Origin of the sequence: Agrococcus sp. ProA11 (genome assembly GCF_039880525.1) — a bacterium.
GTDB classification, from domain to species: Bacteria; Actinomycetota; Actinomycetes; order Actinomycetales; family Microbacteriaceae; genus Agrococcus; species Agrococcus chionoecetis.
In genome coordinates, this window is sequence record NZ_CP156989.1 from 327,892 (window position 1) to 348,827 (window position 20,936).

The window sequence follows — 20,936 nt, forward strand, 5'->3', positions numbered from 1 at the left end:
ACGCCGCTCCTCAACCGGTTCAGTGGCGCGACGGGCCGGAAATCGGCTCGCCAGACCACAGGCCCGGTTGAACGACGGGCGGCGGCGCAGCGCCGGCGGTCCCGGTCAGGCGAAGCGGCGCAGCGGTGCCTCGTTGGCGGCGCGCAGCTCGTCGAGCGAGAGCGTCGCGACATCCTGGATCTCGATCGTGCCGCTCGTGGCGTCGGTGACGCCGATGCGGAGCACGGGCACGCCGCGCGCCTCGCACATGCCGGTGAACTTCACCTCGTCCTCGCGGGCGACGGCGACGAGCGCGCGGGCGCCCGACTCCGAGAACAGCGCAGCCGTGTCGTCGAGGCCGTCGCGCTCGGTGAGGCCCGAGAGCCAGATGCGCGCGCCGATGCCGAAGCGCAGCGAGCCCTCGACGACGGCCATCGCGAGCCCGCCCTCGGAGAGGTCATGGGCGGCGGTCGCGAGGCCCTCGAAGGCGATGCCCTGCATCAGGCCACCGAGCTGCTTCTCGGCAGCCAGGTCGACCTTCGGGGGCAGGCCGCCGAGGTGATCGTGGACGACGCCGGCCCAGGCGGAGCCGTCGAGCTCATCGCGCGTGGTGCCGAGCAGGAACAGCGCCTGGCCGTCGTCCTGCCAGCCCGAGGGCAGGCGGCGGTCGACGTCATCGATGATGCCGAGCACGCCGACGACCGGCGTCGGGTGGATCTGCGTCTCGCCGGTCTGGTTGTAGAACGAGACGTTGCCGCCCGTGACCGGGATGCCGAGCTCGGCGCAGCCGTCGGCGATGCCGTCAACGGCCTCGGAGAACTGCCACATGACGGCGGGGATCTCGGGGTTGCCGAAGTTCAGGCAGTCGCTCACGCCCACCGGCGTCGCACCGGAGACGGCCACGTTGCGGTACGACTCGGCGAGCGCGGCCTTGGCGCCCTCGCGCGGGTCGAGCTGGCAGTAGCGGCCATTGGCGTCGACCGAGACGGCGAAGCCGAGCCCGGACTCCTCGTCGATGCGCACCATGCCGGCGTCGTCGGGGGTGGAGAGCGCCGTGTTGCCCAGCACGTAGTCGTCGTACTGGTCGGTGATCCAGGATGCGTCGGCCAGGTTGGGGCTGCCGGTGAGCGCTCGCAGCTGGTCGCCGAGCGCGGCGCCCGTGACGCGTGGCAGCGCCGACGCGGAGTCGGCCTGCAGGGCGTCCTGCCAGATCGGGCGCTCCATCGGGCGCTCGTAGACGGGGGAGTCGATCGCGACCGTCTTCGGGTCGACGTCGACGATCGTCTCGCCCGTGTGGGTGATGACCAGACGGCCGTCGCCGGTGACCTCGCCCAGCACGCTCGTCTCGACATCCCACTTGCCGGTGATGGCAAGGAACTCGTCGAGCTTTGCCGGGTCGACGACCGCCATCATGCGCTCCTGCGACTCCGACATGAGGATCTCCTCCGCCGTGAGCGTGGGATCGCGCAGCAGCACGTGGTCGAGCTCGACCCGCATGCCCGACTCGCCGTTGGCGGCCAGCTCGCTTGTGGCGCAGGAGATGCCTGCGGCGCCGAGATCCTGGATGCCCTCGACCACGCCCGCGGCGTAGAGCTCGAGGCAGCACTCGATGAGCACCTTCTCGGCGAACGGGTCGCCGACCTGCACGGCCGGGCGCTTCGCGGGGCCCTCGTCGTCGAAGGACTCGGAGGCAAGGATCGACGCGCCGCCGATGCCGTCACCGCCGGTGCGGGCGCCGAACAGCACGACCTTGTTGCCGACGCCGGTGGCGTTCGCGAGGTGCAGATCCTCGTGGCGCAGCACGCCCACGGCGAGCGCGTTCACGAGCGGGTTGCCCTGGTAGACGGCGTCGAAGACGGTCTCGCCGCCGATGTTCGGCAGGCCGAGGCAGTTGCCGTAGAAGGAGATGCCGCCGACGACGCCGTGCACGACGCGCGCCGTGTCGGGGTGGTCGATGCGCCCGAAGCGCAGCGCATCCATGACGGCGACGGGGCGCGCGCCCATCGAGATGATGTCGCGCACGATGCCGCCGACGCCGGTGGCTGCGCCCTGGAACGGCTCGACGAACGACGGATGGTTGTGCGACTCGATCTTGAAGGTGACGGCCCAGCCCTCGCCGACGTCGAGGACGCCCGCGTTCTGACCCATGCCCACCATGAGGCGCTCACGCATCTCGGGCGTGACCTTCTCGCCGAAGCGGCGCAGGTGCGTCTTCGACGACTTGTAGGAGCAGTGCTCGCTCCACATCACCGAGTACATCGCCAGCTCGGCGCTCGTGGGTCGCCGACCGAGGATCGAGCGGATCTGCTCGTACTCGTCGGACTTCAGCCCCAGTGCGGCGAACGGCTGCTCGCGCTCCGGGGTCGATGCGGCCACCTCGACGGTGTCACGGGGGGTGGTGCGGGATGCTGCGGTCACGGCTCTCCTCGGCGTAGATCCCTCGAAGGGCTCTGCTCGGCGGTGCATCAATCCTATCGAGGTGACGGATGCGTCGGCGGCGCGGCCAGGGCGACCGCTCAGTCGATCCACTCGGTGGGCGGGCCGAGCTGCAGCAGCACCGCCACGACGGCGCCGACAGCGACGATGACGATGACGCCGAGCAGGACCGGGTGGCCGATCGCCCAGCGGAAGAGGCGGTCGAGCGGCCGCGCATCGCGCGGGTCGTCGCTCGCCTCAGTGCGCCAGCGGCCGTCGAGTGCCTGCTTGCGCTCGAGCGAGCGCTCCCACGGGATGGTCGCGTAGGGCACGATCGCGGTGACGATGCCGAGCAGGATGCGCCCCGCCGACCAGCGCTGGTTGAGCCCGACCAGGATCTGGGTGGCGCCGTAGGCGACGAACACCGTGCCGTGCGTGAGGCCGAACGGGAAGAGCAGGCCGTCGAAGTCGAAGCCGTACTTGCCGATCATGCCGATGATCAGCAGCGTCCAGGTGATCGTCTCGGCGACGGCGAGGAAGCGGTAGAGGCGCTTGGGCGTGAACCCGGTGGAGGTCGTGCGTTTCGCGTCCGTCATGTAGACAGCCTACAGCAACGGACCCCCTGCGTTCGGTTGCCTACGCGGCGACCGCCTCGAGCGCCGACTTGAAGATCTCCAGCCCGTCGAGGCCCGCCTTCATGCGCGTTGTGGTCGGGCCGAAGCCCAGCTCGACCGCGTGCTCGGGATGCGGCATGAGGCCGACCACGTTGCCCGCGGCGTTCGTCAGGCCCGCGATCTCGTCGATCGAGCCGTTGGGATTCTCGCCCAGGTAGCGGAAGGCCACGAGGCCTTCGCCCTCGATGCGCGCGACCTCCTCGGGCGTCGCGACGAAGCGACCCTCGCCGTTCTTCAGCGGGATGACGATCTCCTGCCCCTCGTCGAAGCGGTTCGTCCAAGCCGTGGAGGTGCGCTCGACGCGCAGCCGCTGGTCGCGGCGCACGAACAGGCCGGTCTCGTTGCGCGCCAGGCCACCGGGCAGCAGGCGCGCCTCCGCGAGCATCTGGAAGCCGTTGCAGATGCCGAGCACCGGCATCCCCTTGTTCGCTGCCTCGACGACCTCGGTCATGATCGGCGACAGCGCCGCGATCGCGCCGCAGCGCAGGTAGTCGCCGTAGGAGAACCCGCCGGGCAGCACCAGGGCGTCTACGCCATGCAGGTCGTGCTCGCCGTGCCAGAGGGCGACGGGCTCGTGGCCGGCGAGCCGCACGGCACGCTGCGCATCCCGGTCATCGAGCGTGCCGGGGAAGGTGATGACGCCGACCCTCACTTGGCCGCGTCCTCGACGACGCTGACGCCCACGACATCCTCGATCACCGTGTTCGCGAGCACCTGGCCGGCGACGTCGCGCACCTGCTCGAGCAGGGCATCCGTCGCCTCGCCGTCCACGCGCAGTTCGAAGCGCTTGCCGACGCGCACATCGCCGACAGCCTCGTGGCCGAGGCGGGCGAGGGCACGCGTGACGGCCTTGCCCTGCGGGTCGAGGATCTCTGCCTTCGGCATGACGTCGACGACGATGAGGGCCATGGGCTGCTCCCTGCGGTAGTGGAAAGGGGGTGTGCTCCCAGTCTACGGAAGAGCGCGAACCATGGCGGCGTGCGGGCGCGACGCGCGCAGCCCGCGGGGGCGCTCCCGGTCTCGCCAGGGGATCTGCGGCGGGTCGGGCTAGGGTGCACGCATGACCTTCAGGGGCAACGCGAACTTCGACACCACGACCGTGAGCCGGGGCGGCGGCGGCGGTGGTCCGAGCGGCGGCGCGATCGCCGTCGGCGGCGGTGGCATCGTCACCGTGATCCTGGTGGTGCTGTCGATGATCTTCGGCGTCGACCTCACGGGCCTCGCGCCGAGCGACCCGATCAGCCCGCAGTCGCAGTCGCAGGGCAGCGAAGAGGTCACCGGCTGCACGGGCGAGGATGCCAACGATCCCGCGAACGTCACCTGCCGAATGGAGGGCGGTGCCGACTCGATGTCGCAGTTCTGGACCACGACCATGGCCGCCAACAACATCGACTACGCCGACCCGTCGGTGCAGCTCTTCGACCGCCAGGTGTCGACCGGATGCGGTGCCGCGTCGAGCGCGGTGGGCCCGTTCTACTGCCCGCCGGATCAGCGCATCTACATCGACACCACGTTCTTCCAGCAGATGCAGCAGCAGTTCGGGGCGTCGGGCGGCAGCCTTGCGCAGCTCTACGTGCTGGCGCACGAGTGGGGCCACCACATCCAGCACCTCACGGGCCAGCTCGGACGCGTGCAGCAGGGCGACAGCGGTCCGCAGTCCACCGCGGTGCGCAGCGAGCTGCAGGCCGACTGCTACGCGGGGGCCTGGATCGCGGGGGCTTCGCAGACGAACGACAACGACGGCAGTGCACCGGTGCTGGAGCAGCCGACCGAGCAGGAGATGACGGATGCGCTGAACGCGGCGCAGGTCATCGGCGACGACAGCCTGCAGGAGATGAGCGGTGGCGGCGTCAACCCCGAGGGGTGGACGCACGGCTCGAGCGAGCAGCGCCAGGCGTGGCTGATGAACGGCTACAACGGCGGCGTCGGCGCCTGCGACACCTGGAACGCCCCCGAGGTCTAGCCCGCCCCGCCCGTCGGTCGAGGAGCGTGCCGGCGCAGCCGGCGCGCGTCACGAGACCAGAGGGTCGCGAGCTTGGCTACCGGTCTCGTGACGCGAGCGATCTGTCGATCGCACGCTCCTCGACCTACGTGGGCTACGCGCTGCGCGCTGTCAGCCGCTCGATGAGCTCGCGATACCGCGCCGCGGTGCGCTCGACGATCTCGGCCGGCAGCCCGGGAGCCGCTCCCGCGCCGTCCCAGTTGGCGGCGAGCCAGTCGCGCACGATCTGCTTGTCGAACGACTCGACGCGGCCGGCCTCGAGCGCGGCCGCGTCCCAGTAGCGCGACGAGTCCGAGGTGAGCACCTCATCCGCGAGCAGCAGCGCGCCCGTGACGCGATCGCGCCCGAACTCGAACTTCGTGTCAGCCAGCACGAGCCCGGCCTCGTCGGCTACCGCCGCGGCTCGCGCGAAGACCGACAGGCTCAGCTCCCGGATCGCCTCCGCTTCGTCTCGGCCGACGAGCTCGACCGTGCGCTCGAAGGAGACGTTCTCGTCGTGCTCGCCCTGCGGAGCCTTCCACGCAGGCGTGTAGATCGGCTCTGGCAGCGCGTCGCCGTCCGCCAGGCCAGCGGGCAGCTCGACCCCGGAGATCGACCCGCTCTGCTGATACTCCTTCAGGCCGGAGCCCGTGACACGTCCTCGCACCACGCACTCGACCGGCAGCATGTCGAGCGTGCGCACCAGCATCGCGCGACCGCGCACCGCCGCTGGCGTGCGAGCCTCCGCGTCGGTCGCGAGCTGCGTCGGCAGACCCAGCCGCTCCGTCCACCACAGGGTGAGCGACGTGAGCAGCTCGCCCTTGCCGGGGATCGCCGGCTCCAGCACCTGATCGAACGCCGACACCCGGTCGGTGGCGACCATGAGCATCTCAGCGGCCGTCTCGAGCGTCTCGCCCTCGGCGACGTAGAGGTCGCGCACCTTGCCGCTGTAGGCGAGGCTCCAGCCGCGCAACTGCTCGCCCGCGACCTCGGTCATGCGTCAGCGGCGATGTCGCCGCGCGACTGCCCGCCCTGCAGCTCGATCCGCGAGAGCGCGTCGTACGCGCGGTCGCGCGCCTCGGCGAGCGTCGCGCCGGTGCCGACCACGTTGAGCACCCGGCCGCCCGTCGCCGTCAGGCCGTGCTCGCCCTCGCCGGTCGCGGCGTGCAGCACGTGCACGCCCTCGATCGCCGCCGCCTCATCGACGCCGGTGATCACCCGACCCGTCGTCGGGTCGCCCGGGTAGCCCTCGCTCGCGAGCACGACGGTCACCGCGGCCGAGTCGCGCCAGACGAGCGGTGCGGAGGAGCCGAGGGTGCCGTTCGCGGCCGCGAGCAGCGCATCCGCGAGCCCCGACTCGATGCGGGGCAGCACGACCTGGGTCTCGGGGTCGCCGAAGCGCGCGTTGAACTCGATCACCTTCACGCCCGACTGCGTCACGATGAGGCCGCAGTAGAGCAGGCCGGAGAAGGGCGTGCCGGCGTCGGCCATGGCGCGGATGGTGGGCAGTGCAACGCGCTCGACGACCTCATCGACGAACGCCTGCTCGCTGCCGAAGCGCTCGGCGAGCCAGGCCAGCGGCGAGTAGGCGCCCATGCCACCCGTGTTCGGTCCCTGGTCACCCTCGCCGAGACGCTTGTAATCCTGCGCGGGAGCCAGCGGCACGACCGAGACGCCATCCGTGAGCACGAACAAGCTCACCTCGGGGCCAGCGAGGAACTCCTCGATCAGGACTGGGCCATCGGGGAGGAACTGCTCGGCGTGGGCTTCCGCGGCTGCACGATCCTCGGTGACGATGACGCCCTTGCCGGCGGCGAGCCCGTCGGCCTTCAGCACGTACGGGGGGCGGGATGCGTCGAGCGCCGCTCGCACCTCGTCCATGGTCGTCGCGGTGGTGTCGACCCCGGTGGGGACGCCGGCCCGCGCCATGACGTCCTTCGCGAACGACTTCGAGCCCTCGATGCGCGCGGCCGCCTTGGTCGGGCCGAAGACCGGCACGCCTGCCCGCTGCAGGGCATCCGCCACGCCCGCGACGAGCGGCGCCTCCGGACCGATCACGACTAGGTCGAAGCCGCCGTCGCTCGCGAACTCGGTGACGAGCTCTGGCGACTTGATGTCGATGCGCACGGTCTCCACATCGCGCTTGATGCCGGCGTTGCCGGGGGCCGCGGTGATCTCGTGACCACCCTCCGCCAGGAGCGCCGAGATGATGGCGTGCTCGCGCGCGCCGCTGCCGAGAACCAGGATCCGCACCTGGCCATTCTACGAAGTTTGGGCGCACCGCGCGTCGATCGGTGGATGGATCGTCGCTGCGTCCGGCCTGCGTTGGCCATGAATTCGCATGACAGCGCCCCCGACTAGCCTCGGATCGTGGCGAAGCGCATCCCCGATCCCGCTGGCATGGACGCGGTGCACGCGGCCCTCGCGCCCGACGCCGAGCGGGCCGAGCGTGCCCTCGCGGTGCGCTACACGCTGCAGTGCCTGGCCGAGCGAGCGCCCGGCAAGAGCGTCGAAGTGCGCGTGCCGCCGTTCGGCGCGGTGCAGGCGGTCGCGGGCCCTGGCCACACTCGCGGCACCCCGCCGAACGTGATCGAGCTCGACGTCGCGACGTGGTTGGCGCTCGCGACCGGCACCGAGACGTGGGCAGCGGCGCTCGAGCGCGGTGCGGTCCACGCCTCGGGCGTGCGCGCCGACGTGTCTGCCTGGCTGCCGCTCGTCCGCCTGTCGGCCTAGGCGAGCCCAGCGCGGCGGGCCATACTGAGCACATGGCGCAGGTGGTGAGTCCCAAGGGCTGGATCGGCCCGCTGGTCACGATGGTGGTCGGCATCATCCTGCTGCTCAACGGCGTGCCGGCGCTCATCCAGTGGTTGCCGTGGATCGTGCAGTCCTCCCTGATCGTCGGCGTCGACAGCGCGCTCGAGACCGCGCTGGTGCCGCTGATGCTCGCGGGCGCGGCAACGTTCATCGGCTTCCTGATGATGCGTGGCGGATTCGGTGCGCTGCGCCAGGTGGCGCGCGGCGCTTCCGCGCGAGCGACCGAGCAGGCCCGCACGGGCGTGCAGCAGGTGCGTCGCGAGGTGTCGCAGCGCTCGGGCGAGCTCTCCTCGCAGGCAGAGCACTTGGTCAATCGGGTGCCGCAGTCGTGGCGCGAGCGCATTGCCGCGGCGGCATCGGCGGTCGAGCAGGAGCGCGCGGCGCGCGCCGGTAGCGCTCCGCAGCAGCAGCGGCAGAGCGTCGCGCACGGGCAGGCGCAGCAGCACGGGCAGGACCACCGGCAGGGGCAGGCGCAGCAAGCGGGCGAGCCCTACCTCGGCCAGGGGCGGCAGCAGGGCCAGGGCCAGCAGCAGGGCCAGGGCCAGTGGATGCAGCAGCCGAGCCCACAGCGGCAGCAGCAGCCTGGCGGGGAACGGCTTCGGCGCATCGACGAGCTGCGTCAGCGCGTCGACGCGCGGGAGCAGGAGGCGCTCCGAGCGCCGCAGCAGGCCGCTCGGCAGGCCGCGGAGCAGGCTCGCCGGGCGGCGGCCATGGCAGCCGAGCGCGCGCAGCAGGGCCTGCCGCAGCAGCTCGACCAGGCCACCGCAGCGCTCGTCGGTCAGCTGGATCTCGTCGACGCCGAGCGCATCCGCCGCCAGGGCTCGACGCTCGTGCGCTCCTCGCTGACGACCGGCGCGCTCTCGAAGACGTCGCTGCGCACGAATTCGCTGTTCCGCCACCGCTGACACCGTCGCACCGCCGGCCCGCGCTGCCCCCGCACGCCCGCCCGCGATGCCCCGCGCGCCCGCACGCCCGCGCGCCGTGGCCCGCACGCCCGCACCCCGCCCGCCGTGGCCCTCACGCCCGCACCCCGCCCGCCGTGGCCCTCACGCCCGCACCCGCATCCGCGTGGCCTCGGCCGCCCGCGATCCGGTACCGAATCGTCGCCCCGGCGCCCGCGAGGCGACCAATCGGTACCGGTGCGACGCGACGCTCGACGCAGGCGCGCGCGAGCGCCAGGGGACCGGTACCGAGTCGTCGCCCCGGCGCCCGCGAGGCGGCCAATCGGTACGGGTGCGACGCGACGCTCGACGCAGGCGCGCGCGACCGGCCGCGGACCGGTACGAGATTGTCGGCCCGGGGGACGCGGGGCGACCATTCGGTACCGGTGGGAGCCGAGGGGTGGGGCAGCGTGCGCGGTGCGCGCGACGCGAGGCCGCGTGCGCGTCGTCTCGGATGCGCGCGTGGGATCATGGAGGCATGGAGCCGACCCCAGGATCGCAGCCCGACGACGCGAGCTCGACCCCGCCCGCCGCGCCAGCGGCGGATGCGCAGCGCCGCGAGGTGGAGGTGCGCGTGCGTCGCTCCCCGAGGTACGGCGCCTTCATGGCGGTCGGCGCGCTGCTCGGAGCGCTCGCGATGTGGATCATCGGGCTGCTCATGCCGCGCGCCGTCGACGAGGCGGGTCAGCAGGTCGACACGCTCCCGGTGGTCGGCCTGGCGGTCGTGCTCGGCTTCGCGATCGGCGCCGGGCTCGGCGGCCTCGTGGCCGTGATCATCGACCGCAGACTGTCGAAGCGCGCATCCACGCTCGTCGCCGAGCAGACCGACATCGAGGCGCGCGGCGAGCACGACGCGCCGGGCAGCGCGGCCTGAGGGTGGCGACTCGGCGCGCGCGGCTCGGCCTCACGAACGCGCTCGCCTGGGTCGGCTTCTCCCTGGCGGCGACGACGCTGACGGCGGATGCGCTCGGCCGCGACGGCGGGTCGCTGGCAGTCGCGCTCGGCGCGACGGGCGCGGCCGCCGGTGCCGCGCTCGGCCTGCTGGTGCCAGCCGCCGTCGCGCCGCGGGCACGGCTGCTCGCGGCCAGCTCGCTAGCGCTGCTCGCGAGCGCCGCGGCCGGTTCGCTGGCGCTGCTGCAGCTGCCCGCGCAGCTCGCCGTCGCCGTGGCGCTCGGGCTCGCCGCTGGCGTGCACGTCTCGGCGATGAGGATCGCTGCCGCTGCCGACGCATCGCTCGCGCCCCGCGTGCGCCTCGCCCCCACGCTGCTGGCCGCGGCGCTCGGCGCAGCCTTGGCGGCGCTGGCCGCCGTGCTGCCCGCGCACGGCTCGGCGAGCGCGCTCATCGGCGCCGCCGGCCTGCAGCTGCTCGTGGTCGTGCTCGCCGCCGCTCGCGAATCCGCTCCCGTCGCGGCGGAGGCGTCCAGCAGCGCAGTCGCCCCTGGCGGTCGTGCCGCCGCTCCAGGCCGGGCACCGATTGCACCGCCGCTCCTGGCGCTGCTGGCGATCGCCGCGGCCGGCGTCGGCGCGCTCGCGGCGCTGCGCCCCGGGCTCTCGGCGGTCGGCGTCGACGATCCGGCGCCGGCCGGCGCCATCGCGATCACGCTCGCGATCGGCGCGTTGCTCGGGCCGCCGCTCGCCATGCTGGCCGATCGCCCCGAGGCCGGGGCCGGGGCCAGCGCCGCGGGCGCCGCAACGCTCGCCGTGATCGGCGGGGGCGCTGCGCTCATCGCTCCGATCGCTCGACCCGGCGTGCTCGACCTGGTGGTCGCGGTCGTCCTCGGCGTCGCGCTCGCGGCCGCGGTCGCACTGGCCGAGCTTGCGCGCCGCGCCGAGCGGCGTCTCGCCACCGGCGCAACCGCCCTCCTGGTGCTGGCCGCAGCCGCGGGCGCAGGGATCGGCGGCCTGCTGCTCAGCGCCGTGCCGCTCCCCGATGTCGTGCTGGGCGCTGCCTTGACCTGCCTCGTGGCGGGCGTCGGCATGTGGGCGCCGGGCGTCGGCGCCCGCGAGCGCGTCAGCTGACGGGGCTTCGCGCGCCCAGCGGCCGAGTGGTCAGCTCAGCTGCGTTTGCTCGACCCACTCGAGATACTCGGGTGTGACGTCGCCGGTGACGTACTCGCCGGTGAAGCACGACATGTCGAGGCCCGAGATGTCGGCGTCGCCGATGATCGCCCGCTGCAGGTCGTCGACCTCCTGGTAGACGAGGAAGTCGCTGCGCAGCTGCTCGTTGATCTCGGGGATGCTCCGACCGGAGGCGATCAGCTCGTCGCGGGAGGGCATGTTGATGCCATACACGTGCGGGTAGCGCACGGGCGGCGCGGCCGACGTGAACGTCACGGTCTTGGTGCCGACCGAGTGCATCATCTCGACGATCTCGCGACTGGTCGTGCCGCGCACGATCGAGTCGTCGACCACGAGCACGTTCTTGCCGCGGAACTCGCTCTCGAGCGCGTTGAGCTTCTGCCGCACCGACTTCTTGCGGGTGGCCTGACCGGGCATGATGAAGGTGCGACCGACGTAGCGGTTCTTGTAGAACCCCTCGCGGTACTCGATGCCCAATCGGCGCGCCACCTCCATCGCGGCGGGGCGCGACGAGTCGGGAATCGGCATCACCACGTCGATCGCACCGGACGGCGTGTACTTCTCGATGGTGTCGGCAAGCCGTTCACCCATCCGCAGCCGCGACTCGTAGACGTTGATGCCGTTCATCACCGAGTCGGGCCGGGCGAGGTAGACGTACTCGAACGAGCACGGCACCAGCACCGGGCTGTCGTGCGTCATCTCGCTCATGAGCTCGCCGTCGGGCGTGATGAAGATCGCCTCGCCCGGTCGCACATCGCGCTCGAGCTGGAAGCCGGAGCCGGTGAGCGCCACCGATTCGCTCGCGACCATCCACTCCGTGCGCCCGGCGGGGCTCGTGCGCGATCCCAGCACCAGCGGGCGGATGCCGAAGGGGTCGCGGAACGCGAGCATGCCGTGCCCCGCGATGAGGGCGATCACGCCGTACGAGCCGCGGATGCGCTCGTGCACGCGGCGCACGGCGGTGAAGACCCGGTCGGCGTCGAGCGCCCCGCTCGCGACGAGCGTCTGCAGCTCGGAACCGAGCACGTTCACGAGCATCTCGGTGTCGCTGCCGGTGTTGACGTGGCGGTAGTCGACGGTCGCGAGCTCACGCTCGAGCTCCCGCGAGTTCGTCAGGTTGCCGTTGTGCACGAGCACGATGCCGTAGGGCGCGTTGACGTAGAAGGGCTGCGCCTCGAGCTCGTTCTCGGCCTCGCCGCGGGTCGCGTAGCGCACGTGCCCGAGCCCGAGCTCGCCCAGCAGCGCGCGCATGTCGCGCGTGCGGAACGCCTCGCGCACCTGCCCCTTGGCCTTCTTGACGTGGATCGAGCGACCCTCGGCGGTCGCGATACCGGTGGAGTCCTGGCCTCGGTGCTGCAGGAGCGCCAAGGCGTCGTAGACCTGCTGGTTCACGCTCGAGTCGGAGACGATGCCGACGATGCCGCACACAGGCGAGCTCCTTCTGTCGCGGGGATGACGATCAAGCCTATCGAGCGACCCGTGCTCACCGACGCGATGGTTGCGCAGATCTGACGCTCGGCGGGCATCCACCGCACGTCCAGGCGGCCTCGGCACAGTGGGCGTCATGCAACCCGACACCGAATCCATCAAGCACCTCCCGCAGCAGACGCAGGAGTGGCCAGGGCGCACCGACGAGCTGCAGCCCGTGCCCGATCACGGCGAGACGAGCTACACCGGGCGCGGCCGCCTCGAGGGCAAGCGCGCGCTCATCACCGGCGGCGACTCCGGCATCGGCCGCGCCACCGCGATCGCCTTCGCCAAGGAGGGCGCGGATGTCGCCATCGCCTACTTGCCGCAGGAGCAGGCCGACGCCGAGGAGACCGGTCGCCAGGTCGAGGCCGCCGGCCGCCGCTGCGTGCTGGTGCCCTGCGACCAGCGCACCGAGCAGGCCAACCGCGACCTGGCCGATACGGTCATCCGCGAGCTCGGCGGGCTCGAGGTGCTCGTCAACAACGCGGCTACCAGATGGCGCAGGAGTCGCTCGATGACATCTCCGACGAGCAGCTGCGGCAGACGTACGAGACGAACATCTTCGCGATGTTCAACCTGACGCGCGCGCTGCTGCCGCACTTGCGCGACGGCGGGAGCATCATCAACTGCTCCTCGATCCAGGCGTTCGAGCCGTCGGAGACGCTGCTCGACTACGCGTCGACCAAGGCAGCGATCAACAACTTCACGGTCAACCTCGCGGCGCAGGTGGGCGAGCGCGGCATCCGCGTGAACGCCGTCGCGCCCGGCCCGATCTGGACCCCGCTGCAGCCGGCCACCAAGCCGTCCGTCGAGGACTTCGGCATGGATGCGCCGCTCGGCCGACCCGGGCAGCCGATCGAGGTGGCCACCGCCTTCGTCTACCTGGCGAGCGACGAGGCCAGCTACGTCTCGGGCACGGTGCTCGGCGTGACCGGAGGCAAGCCCGTCTTCTAGCAGGTCAGGGGGCGGGCGGCTGCGCCGCCTGCGGGTAGAGCCGCGCGACGAAGTCGCCCACCCCCGAGACCACCTCCCGGATCTCGTCGGCAGCGAAGTGCCCGTGCTGCCAGACGCCGTAGAGGGTGATCGTCATGGTGCGGCGGTGATCGAGGATCGGCACCGCGGCGAGCTCGAAGCGCGGGTCGTCGGAGAGGATGCAGACACCGCGGCCGGATGCGGCGAGAGCCTGGGCGGTCGCGGGAGAGCCGGTCTCGAAGGCGGGGGAGTATGTCAGTCCCGCGCGGGTGAGCGCCGCCTCGAACATGCGGCGCACGGCGTGCCCCTCCGCCATCACGATGAGCGGCTCCTGCAGCAGCCGCGGCAGCGGCACGCCCTGCGAGCCGCTCAACTCGTGCTCGATCGGCACCTGTGCCCAGAGGAACGCAGACCCGATCACGACCGACTCCATCGTGCTCGGCGGCACGCGAGTGCCGATCGCGACGTCCGCCTCGCCGCGCTCGACGAGCGCGTAGAGGCCCTCGGTCGCCGACTCGACCACGTCGATCACGGCGGCCCCGCCGGGCTCGGTCGCGACGAACGGCGCCACGATGTCGGTCACCGTGGTCGGTGCCGCGGCGAGCGTGAGGCCGCCGGAGGAGCCGCGGGCGATGGCGCGCGCAGTGGTGGCGGCGTGGTCGGCGCGCTGCACCAGCTCCGCCGCGACGGGTCGGAACGTGTGCCCCGCGGGCGTGAGGGTGAGCCCCCTCGCGGCTCGTTCGAACAGCGTGAATCCGAGCTCGGCCTCGAGCCTGCGGATCTGCCGGCTGAGCGATGGCTGCGCGACGTGGAGCTCGTCGGCGGCGGCGTGCATCGTGCCCAACTCGCAGATGGTCAAGAAATATCTGACGACGCGGATCTCCATTGATACCTCCGAGGCATCACCTTAGGGCAATGCAAGTATTGGCGCGTTATGGCTCCGCCGCCTAGCCTGGCAGGGATCCGTCCGATGGAGGACGGCCGATGGAGGTCCTCCCATGGCACGAAGCCCGATCCGCACCACCGCGGTCCTCGCCGCCGTCGCGCTCGCCCTCACGGGCTGCGCCGCCGGCAGCACGCCCAGCGGCAGCGAGGCGCCCTCTGACGGGGGCACCGACGTGCTGGCCGTCGCCGCCTCCGCGGCCGTCACCACCTGGGATCCGATCGCATCGTTCTCGACCGAGGCCCTCTACATGGGCAACCTCTACGAGACCCTGCTGCAGCGCAACCCGGTCGGCTCCGACGACGACTACACCAACCTGCTCGCCGAGTCCTACGAGACCAGCGACGACGGCCTCAGCTGGACGTTCACGCTGCGCGAGGGCGTCAGCTTCCACGACGGCGAGCCGCTGAACGCAGACGCGGTCGTGCAGAGCGTCGAGGCTGCCAAGGAGCGCGGCGGCGCATCGTTCATCTGGGCGCCGGTCGAGAGCGTCGAGGCGACGGATGAGCGCACGGTGGTCTTCACGCTCGCCTACGCGGCGCCGCTCGATCTCATCGTCGCGTCGACCTACGGTGCCTGGATCGTCTCGCCCGCGGCACTCGACGCCGTGAGCGCCGACGAGACCTACTTCGAAGCGGGCATCGAGGCGGGCACCGGCCCCTACACGCTCCGCGACTACGCTCCCGGCGAGCGCGTCGTGCTGGAGGCCTTCGACGGCTACTGGAACGCCGATGCAGCGTCGCACTACGAGATCGTGGACGTCTCGATCACGCCCGACGCCGTCACCGCGCAGCAGATGCTCACGAGCGGTGAGGTGCAGTTCGCCACCACGCTGCCGCTCGAGAACGTCGACCAGGTCGCCGAGCAGATCGACGCGGAGGTGCGGGCCACGCCGTCGCCGTTCAGCTTCCTCGCCTACTTCAACACCACGCGCGAACCGCTGAACGACCCGCTCGTGCGCCAGGCGCTGAGCTACGCCATCCCCTACCAGGACCTCATCGACGTCGGCGCGCACGGCTACGGCACGCAGTCGTTCGGTCCGGTGCCGCAGGGCATCTTCCCCTTCTCCGAGGACGTCGACCAGTACACCTACGACCTCGACCGGGCCCGCGAGCTGCTGGCCGAGGCCGGGAACGCCGATGGTTTCAGCCTGTCGCTGACCTACGCATCCGAGAACGCGGCGGAGGCACGCTTCGTGCCGCTCATCGCCGACTCCTTCGCGCAGATCGGCGTCGAGCTGGAGGTGCGCGGCGAGCTGTTCACCCAGCAGTGGGAGGCCGCCAAGGCTGACCCCGCCAGCGCGCAGGACATCTTCGTCGTCTACTACTGGCCCACCTACTCGGATGCCGGCTCCGACAACCTCTACTCGCTGTTCCACTCGAGCGACGAGCCGTTCTTCAACCTCTCCTACTGGAGCAACGCCGAGTACGACGCGCTCGTCGACGAGGCTGGCACGCTGACCGGCACCGACCGGGATGCGGCGCAGGCGATGTACGTCGACGCGATGCAGCTGCTGGTCGACCAGGCTCCTGGCGCCTTCCTCTACGACGCCCAGGTGGTGACCGTGGTGCCGGCCGACCTGCAGGTGGCGCCGTTCAACGAGAACTACCCGTTCACGACGTTCTTCGCGAACATCCGCCCCACCGAGTGAGCCATCGGCGGGGGCCGTCCGGCCCCCGCCGCGACCCGCCGGGAGGCGATCCATGTTCCGCTTCGCAGCTGTCAGGCTCGGCAGCGCCGTCGGCGTGCTGCTCGTGCTCAGCCTGGTGGTCTTCGTGCTCGCTCGCGTGATCCCCTCGAATCCCGCCGCCGTGTACGCGGGCATCAGGGCCAGGCCCGAGGAGCTCGCTCGCGTGCGCGAGCAGCTCGGCCTGGACGACCCCTTGCCGCTGCAGTACCTCAACTACCTGCTCGGACTCGTCACCGGCCAGTGGGGCGACTCGCTGACGACCAAGCGACCCGTGCTCGATGAGCTCGCGTCGCGGCTGCCCGCGACGCTCGAGCTGCTCGGCACCGCGATGCTGCTCGCGCTCGTCGTGGGGGTCGTGCTGGGCGTCGTCGCGGCTCGCAAGCCCGGTGGCGTGCTCGACGGCACGGTGCGCTTCCTGTCCATCGGCGGCGTCTCGATGCCGCACTTCTGGCTCGGACTGCTGCTGCAGGTGCTGGTCGTCGGCGGCCTCGGCCTGCTGCCGGCCACCGGGCAGTTCTCGCGGGAGATCGACTACATCAGCCCGATCACGCCGGTGACCGGCTTCGCGCTCTTCGACGCGCTCATCACCGGCAACATGACGGCCTGGCTCGACGGGCTCCAGCACCTCGTGCTGCCCGCCATCACCCTCGCCGCCTACCCGACGGGACTGATCGCTCGCATGACCCGCGCATCCATGCTCGAAGTCCTCAGCCAGGACTACATCTTCACGGCCAACGCCTACGGCCTGCGCGACGGCCTGATCCGGTGGCGGCTCGCGCTGAAGAACGCGCTGCCGCCCACGATGACCATCGTCGGCCTCGCCGCCGCCTACGGCCTCACCAGCACCTTCTTCGTCGAGGTCGTCTTCAACTGGCCGGGCATCGGCCAGTTCGCGACCAACGCGATGCTCGCGGTCGACTACCCGTCGATCATGGCGATCACCATGCTGGGCGCCGGCGCCTACCTGCTGGCGAACTTCCTCGTCGACGTGGTGCAGGCCAAGCTCGATCCGAGGGTGGCCATCGCATGACCTCGACCGCCGTGCCCATGCCGACCCTCATCCCCGTCGGTGACCCGCCGCTGCGCAAGCTCGCGCGCGTGCTGCGCACCGACCCGCTCGCGGCGCTCGGCCTTGCGATCGTGCTGCTGATGCTCGTGCTCGCGGTCGCCGGCCCGCTGCTCGCCCCCTACCCGGAGCAGGGCGCCGGTGTCACGAACGCGTCGGACCGCCTGCTCGCGCCCAGCGCCGCGCACTGGCTCGGCACCGACCAGCTGGGCCGCGACGTGCTCAGCCGCATCATCATGGGCGCGAGCCCCGCGCTGTCCATCTCGCTCGCGGTCGTGGCGGCCGCAGCCCTCATCGGGATCCCGATCGGCGCGATCGCCGGCTACCGCGGAGGCTGGCTCGACGGCCTGCTGATGCGCGTCACCGAGATCTTCCAGGCGTTCCCGCCGCTGCTGCTGGCGATGATCACGGTCGCGCTGCTCGGACCGAGCCTGCTCAACGCAGGCATCGCGCTCGCGATCTCCTGGTGGCCCTGGTACGCGCGGCTCGTGCGCGCCGAGGCTCGCTCCCTGCGCGACCGGCCGTTCGTCGAGGCGGCCCGGGCGATCGGCGTGCCGGCCTGGCAGATCGTGCCCCGGCACATCCTGCGCAACTCCCTCACGCCCGTGCTCGTGCAGGCGACGGTCGACATCGGTGCTGTCGTCCTCGCCGCCGGGTCGCTCGCCTTCATCGGTCTCGGCGCGCAGGCGCCATCGCCCGACTGGGGACTGATGGTCTCCGAGGGCCGCGGCCAGATCTTCACCTCCTGGTGGGTCTCGACCTTCCCCGGCCTGGCGATCTTCGTCACGGTGCTCGGCTTCAACCTGCTCGGCGACGCGTTCCGCGATCTCCTCGACCCGAGGCGGGTGCAGCGATGAGCGCGCTGCTGCAGGTCGAAGCGCTCCAGATCGAGTTCGTCGACAGGGGCACCGCCACGAACCGCCCGCTGCGGGGCATCTCGCTGTCGGTCGCGCCCGGAGAGATCCTCGGCCTGGTCGGGGAGACCGGCAGCGGCAAGACCCTCACCGGGCTCGCGGTGCTCGGTCGGCTGCCGCGCGGAGCCAGAGCCAGCGGCCGGATCGTCGTCGATGGCGTCGAGCAGGATCTCTCCCGACCCGGCACGCTCGGCGGCGACGTCATCTCGATCGTCTTCCAGAACCCCGGCACCGCGTTCAACCCGGTCTTCACGCTCGGCCGCCAGATGCGGGATGTGCTCAGGCGCCGACGCGTGCCTCGCGAGAGCGAGCGATCGCGCATCCTCGAGATGCTGGGCGAGGTCGGGCTCCCCGACCCCGAGCGCGTCATGGCGGCCTACCCGCACGAGCTCTCCGGCGGCATGCTGCAGCGCGCGATGATCGCGATGGCGCTCCTGTGCGAGCCGAAGCTGCTCATCCTCGACGAGCCGACCACGGCGCTCGACGTCACCGTCGCCAAGCAGATCCTCGACCTGGTGCGCAGGCTGCGCGACCGCTTCGGCTTCGGCGCGCTGCTCATCACGCACAACCTCGCCGTGGTGCACGAGGCGTGCGACTCGGTCGCAGTGCTGTACGCCGGGCGGGTCGTGGAGCACGGGCAGGCGGATGCGGTGCTCACCGAGCCCGCGCATCCCTACTCCCGCGGGCTGCTGGCCGCGCTGCCGGCCGGGCGCGAGCCTGGTGAGCTGCTCGTCGCGATCCCCGGCTCGGTTCCGGGCAACCTGCTGGCCATCTCGGGCTGCGCGTTCGCCGCGCGATGCCCGATCGCGATCGACGCGTGCACCGCCACCGACCCGCCGCTGATGCCCGCGGGCGAACAGCACACGGCCGCCTGCATCCGGATCGGGGTGCACGCATGAGCGCCGCGCCCGAGACCGCGACCTCCGTCGGCGTCGCGACGCCCGTGCTCTCCGTCGACCACATCACCAAGGTGTTCCGCGTGCGCCGCCGGGAGGTGCGCGCCGTCGACGATGTCTCGTTCTCGATTGCGCCCGGCGAGACGCTGGGACTCGTGGGGGAGTCGGGCTCCGGCAAGAGCACCGTCGCGCGCTGCGCGCTGCGCCTGATCGAGCCCAGCAGCGGCAGCAGCGCCGTCGACGGCGTCCGGCTCGACGGGCTCGGCGCTCGCGAGCTGCGCCGGCTCCGCGCCCGCACGGGCGTGGTGTTCCAGAACCCCATCGCCGCGCTCGACCCGCGCTCGAGCGTCGAGGCGTCGATCGCCGAGCCGCTGCGCACGCATACGCGACTGCGCGGCACCGCGCTGCGCCGCCGCGTGCACGAGCTGCTCGACGAGGTGGGCCTGGCGAGCGCGCAGGCCGGCAGGCTGCCGCACCAGCTCTCCGGCGGTCAGGCGCAGCGCGTCGGCATCGCCCGCGCGCTCGCGACCACGCCCCAGCTGCTCGTGCTCGACGAACCCACCAGCGCGCTCGACGTCTCCGTGCAGGCGCAGGTGCTGAACCTGCTGCACCGGCTTCGCGCCGAGCACGCGCTGGCGTACCTGCTCATCTCCCACGACCTCGACGTCGTGCGCCACATGAGCGACGAGGCCGCGGTGATGCGCCACGGGCGGATCGTCGAGCACGGGCCCGCCTCCACCGTGCTCGTGCACCCGCAGCACGAGTACACCCAGCAGTTGCTGGCGTCGATGCCCGCAGCGCCCGCAGCCGCGCGGCGCGCGGCAGCGCATCCCGCGGCAGACAGGAGCACCGTCACATGACCGAGACGATCCCGGGTGCCGCAGCCCATCTCGCTCGTCCGCCGCGCTATCCCGGCGAGCAGCCGGGGGCGCTGACGCTCGACAGCTGGCAGGAGGCTCCGCACAACCGCTGGGCCTTCTCCCACGTCGAGCAGCTCGTCCCGACGATGCCGATCAGCCGGCAGCGGCCGGAGGAGGAGGCGCCGTCGATGGGCCTCGACCACCTGTCCGGGGTGCCGGCCGTCCTCGAGCGCCTCACCGACTCGTGCACGGATGCGCTCGTCGTGGTGCACAGGGGTCGGGTCGTCGCAGAGCACTTCGCGCCCGGCCGTCGCCGCTCCGACCGGCATCTGCTGATGAGCGTCTCGAAGTCGCTCTGCGGCCTGGTGGTCGGCACCCTCGTCGACGACGGCCTGCTGCGCACCGACCAGCGGGTCGACAGCATCGTGCCCGATCTCGTGGGCTCCGCGTACGGCTCGGCGACAGTGCAGCAGGTGCTCGACATGACCGCCGACGTCGACTACGCCGAGGACTACGACGACCAGGACTCCGAGGTGCGCGTGCAGGATCGCGTCGCCGGCTGGCTCTCCGCGCGGCCCGGCGACCCGCTCGACACCTACGCGTTCCTGAGCGGCCTCGCGGGCACGCAGGAGCACGGCTCGCGCTGGCGCTACCTCTCCGCCGGCACCGACGTGCTCGCGTGGATCGTCGAGACGGTCACGGGGCAGCGCTACGCGGACGCCGTCGCGGACCGCCTCTGGTCAGGGCTCGGCGCCGACCGCGACGCGCTCGTCACGGTCGACCGGGGCGGCTTCGCCTTCGCGAACGGCGGCATCTCGTGCACGGTCCGCGATCTCGCCCGCGTCGGCGAGCTCGTGCTCGGCGGTGGCGTCATCCACGGCGAGCGGATCGTCTCGGCGGCGTGGATCGACCGGACGGTCACCGGCGGCGACGCCGACGCCGCCGCGGGCAGCGCCTACCAGCAGGTGCACCCTGCCGGCCGCTACTCGCAGCAGTGGTGGGTCACCGGCAACGAGCGCGGCAACGTCTACGCCTCCGGCATCCACGGCCAGTACGTCTGGATCGACCCGCCGACCGAGACCGTGATCGCGAAGGTGTCGTCGCTGCCCGTGCCGATCACCATCGCCTGGAACCGCGCGCACGCCGAGCTGTTCACCGACATCTGCGCGGCGCTCGAGCGGCGCTGAGCGGCGACCTGTCGCCCGCCGACCCCTTCCGCACGACTCGACCCGGTGCACCGGG

General features: G+C 71.9%; 19 protein-coding genes and 1 pseudogene. 12 read left to right on the plus strand and 8 right to left on the minus strand.

Going from position 1 to position 20,936, the window contains the following annotated elements:
- Positions 1-105 precede the first annotated feature (105 nt).
- The 4 genes from purL to purS all read right to left on the minus strand — a co-directional run bounded on the left by purL (position 106) and on the right by purS (position 3,977).
- Entirely contained in the window at positions 106-2,397 is a 2,292-nt protein-coding gene (purL, locus tag ABG090_RS01535; RefSeq protein ID WP_347755783.1) for a phosphoribosylformylglycinamidine synthase subunit PurL, read from the minus strand.
- Between the two features lie 98 nt (positions 2,398-2,495).
- Entirely contained in the window at positions 2,496-2,990 is a 495-nt protein-coding gene (locus ABG090_RS01540; protein WP_347755785.1) for a DUF3817 domain-containing protein, read from the minus strand.
- A 40-nt stretch (positions 2,991-3,030) separates the two neighbouring features.
- The gene (gene purQ, locus ABG090_RS01545) at positions 3,031-3,720 is read right to left on the minus strand and encodes a phosphoribosylformylglycinamidine synthase subunit PurQ (RefSeq protein ID WP_347755786.1); all 690 of its coding nucleotides are present in this window, start codon (positions 3,718-3,720) and stop codon (positions 3,031-3,033) included.
- Complete coding sequence (gene purS, locus ABG090_RS01550) at positions 3,717-3,977, minus strand: phosphoribosylformylglycinamidine synthase subunit PurS (RefSeq protein WP_347755788.1); 261 nt, start codon at positions 3,975-3,977, stop codon at positions 3,717-3,719. The genes purQ and purS overlap by 4 nt, the downstream gene beginning before the upstream one ends.
- A gap of 151 nt (positions 3,978-4,128) precedes the next feature.
- On the opposite strand from purS, the gene ABG090_RS01555 reads away from it, so the two are divergent.
- On the plus strand, positions 4,129-5,031 hold the full coding sequence (locus tag ABG090_RS01555; RefSeq protein WP_347755790.1) for a neutral zinc metallopeptidase: 903 nt from the start codon (positions 4,129-4,131) through the stop codon (positions 5,029-5,031).
- Positions 5,032-5,164: 133 nt separating this feature from the next.
- On the opposite strand, the gene ABG090_RS01560 is transcribed toward ABG090_RS01555, so the two are convergent.
- Together ABG090_RS01560 and purD are read right to left on the minus strand one after the other, a co-directional pair.
- Complete coding sequence (locus tag ABG090_RS01560) at positions 5,165-6,046, minus strand: phosphoribosylaminoimidazolesuccinocarboxamide synthase (RefSeq protein ID WP_347755792.1); 882 nt, start codon at positions 6,044-6,046, stop codon at positions 5,165-5,167.
- A complete protein-coding gene (gene purD, locus ABG090_RS01565; RefSeq protein WP_347755794.1) occupies positions 6,043-7,302 on the minus strand; it encodes a phosphoribosylamine--glycine ligase in 1,260 nt (419 codons plus the stop codon). Before purD ends, ABG090_RS01560 begins: the two co-directional genes overlap by 4 nt.
- A gap of 147 nt (positions 7,303-7,449) precedes the next feature.
- On the opposite strand from purD, the gene ABG090_RS01570 reads away from it, so the two are divergent.
- From ABG090_RS01570 to ABG090_RS01585, 4 genes are all read left to right on the plus strand, one after another.
- On the plus strand, positions 7,450-7,782 hold the full coding sequence (locus ABG090_RS01570; protein ID WP_347757649.1) for a sterol carrier family protein: 333 nt from the start codon (positions 7,450-7,452) through the stop codon (positions 7,780-7,782).
- A 32-nt stretch (positions 7,783-7,814) separates the two neighbouring features.
- A complete protein-coding gene (locus tag ABG090_RS01575; protein WP_347755795.1) occupies positions 7,815-8,768 on the plus strand; it encodes a hypothetical protein in 954 nt (317 codons plus the stop codon).
- A 514-nt stretch (positions 8,769-9,282) separates the two neighbouring features.
- The gene (locus tag ABG090_RS01580; protein WP_347755797.1) at positions 9,283-9,678 is read left to right on the plus strand and encodes a hypothetical protein; all 396 of its coding nucleotides are present in this window, start codon (positions 9,283-9,285) and stop codon (positions 9,676-9,678) included.
- A gap of 2 nt (positions 9,679-9,680) precedes the next feature.
- A complete protein-coding gene (locus ABG090_RS01585) occupies positions 9,681-10,823 on the plus strand; it encodes a hypothetical protein (RefSeq protein WP_347755799.1) in 1,143 nt (380 codons plus the stop codon).
- Between the two features lie 30 nt (positions 10,824-10,853).
- Here the strand turns inward: ABG090_RS01585 and purF are convergent, their stop codons facing one another.
- Entirely contained in the window at positions 10,854-12,311 is a 1,458-nt protein-coding gene (gene purF / locus ABG090_RS01590) for an amidophosphoribosyltransferase (RefSeq protein WP_347755801.1), read from the minus strand.
- 136 nt (positions 12,312-12,447) lie between these two features.
- Here purF and ABG090_RS01595 point away from each other — a divergent pair.
- Positions 12,448-13,307: pseudogene (locus ABG090_RS01595) on the plus strand (SDR family oxidoreductase).
- Positions 13,308-13,311: 4 nt separating this feature from the next.
- Here ABG090_RS01595 and ABG090_RS01600 read toward each other — a convergent pair.
- Positions 13,312-14,211: a LysR family transcriptional regulator gene (locus ABG090_RS01600; protein ID WP_347755802.1), complete on the minus strand. Its 900-nt coding sequence runs from the start codon at positions 14,209-14,211 to the stop codon at positions 13,312-13,314.
- 112 nt (positions 14,212-14,323) lie between these two features.
- Between ABG090_RS01600 and ABG090_RS01605 the strand changes: the two genes are divergently transcribed.
- From ABG090_RS01605 to ABG090_RS01630, 6 genes are read left to right on the plus strand one after another with little or no spacing between them, the layout of a single operon-like run.
- Positions 14,324-15,919: an ABC transporter substrate-binding protein gene (locus ABG090_RS01605; protein ID WP_347755804.1), complete on the plus strand. Its 1,596-nt coding sequence runs from the start codon at positions 14,324-14,326 to the stop codon at positions 15,917-15,919.
- Between the two features lie 52 nt (positions 15,920-15,971).
- A complete protein-coding gene (locus ABG090_RS01610; RefSeq protein ID WP_347755805.1) occupies positions 15,972-16,988 on the plus strand; it encodes an ABC transporter permease in 1,017 nt (338 codons plus the stop codon).
- Positions 16,985-17,881 carry an ABC transporter permease gene (locus ABG090_RS01615; protein ID WP_347755807.1) on the plus strand — a complete coding sequence of 299 codons (897 nt, stop codon included), beginning with the start codon at positions 16,985-16,987 and terminating at the stop codon, positions 17,879-17,881. The genes ABG090_RS01610 and ABG090_RS01615 overlap by 4 nt, the downstream gene beginning before the upstream one ends.
- Positions 17,878-18,837: an ABC transporter ATP-binding protein gene (locus tag ABG090_RS01620; protein WP_347755809.1), complete on the plus strand. Its 960-nt coding sequence runs from the start codon at positions 17,878-17,880 to the stop codon at positions 18,835-18,837. Before ABG090_RS01615 ends, ABG090_RS01620 begins: the two co-directional genes overlap by 4 nt.
- Entirely contained in the window at positions 18,834-19,694 is an 861-nt protein-coding gene (locus tag ABG090_RS01625; protein WP_347755811.1) for an ATP-binding cassette domain-containing protein, read from the plus strand. The genes ABG090_RS01620 and ABG090_RS01625 overlap by 4 nt, the downstream gene beginning before the upstream one ends.
- The gene (locus tag ABG090_RS01630; RefSeq protein ID WP_347755813.1) at positions 19,691-20,881 is read left to right on the plus strand and encodes a serine hydrolase; all 1,191 of its coding nucleotides are present in this window, start codon (positions 19,691-19,693) and stop codon (positions 20,879-20,881) included. Before ABG090_RS01625 ends, ABG090_RS01630 begins: the two co-directional genes overlap by 4 nt.
- Positions 20,882-20,936: the final 55 nt, after the last annotated feature.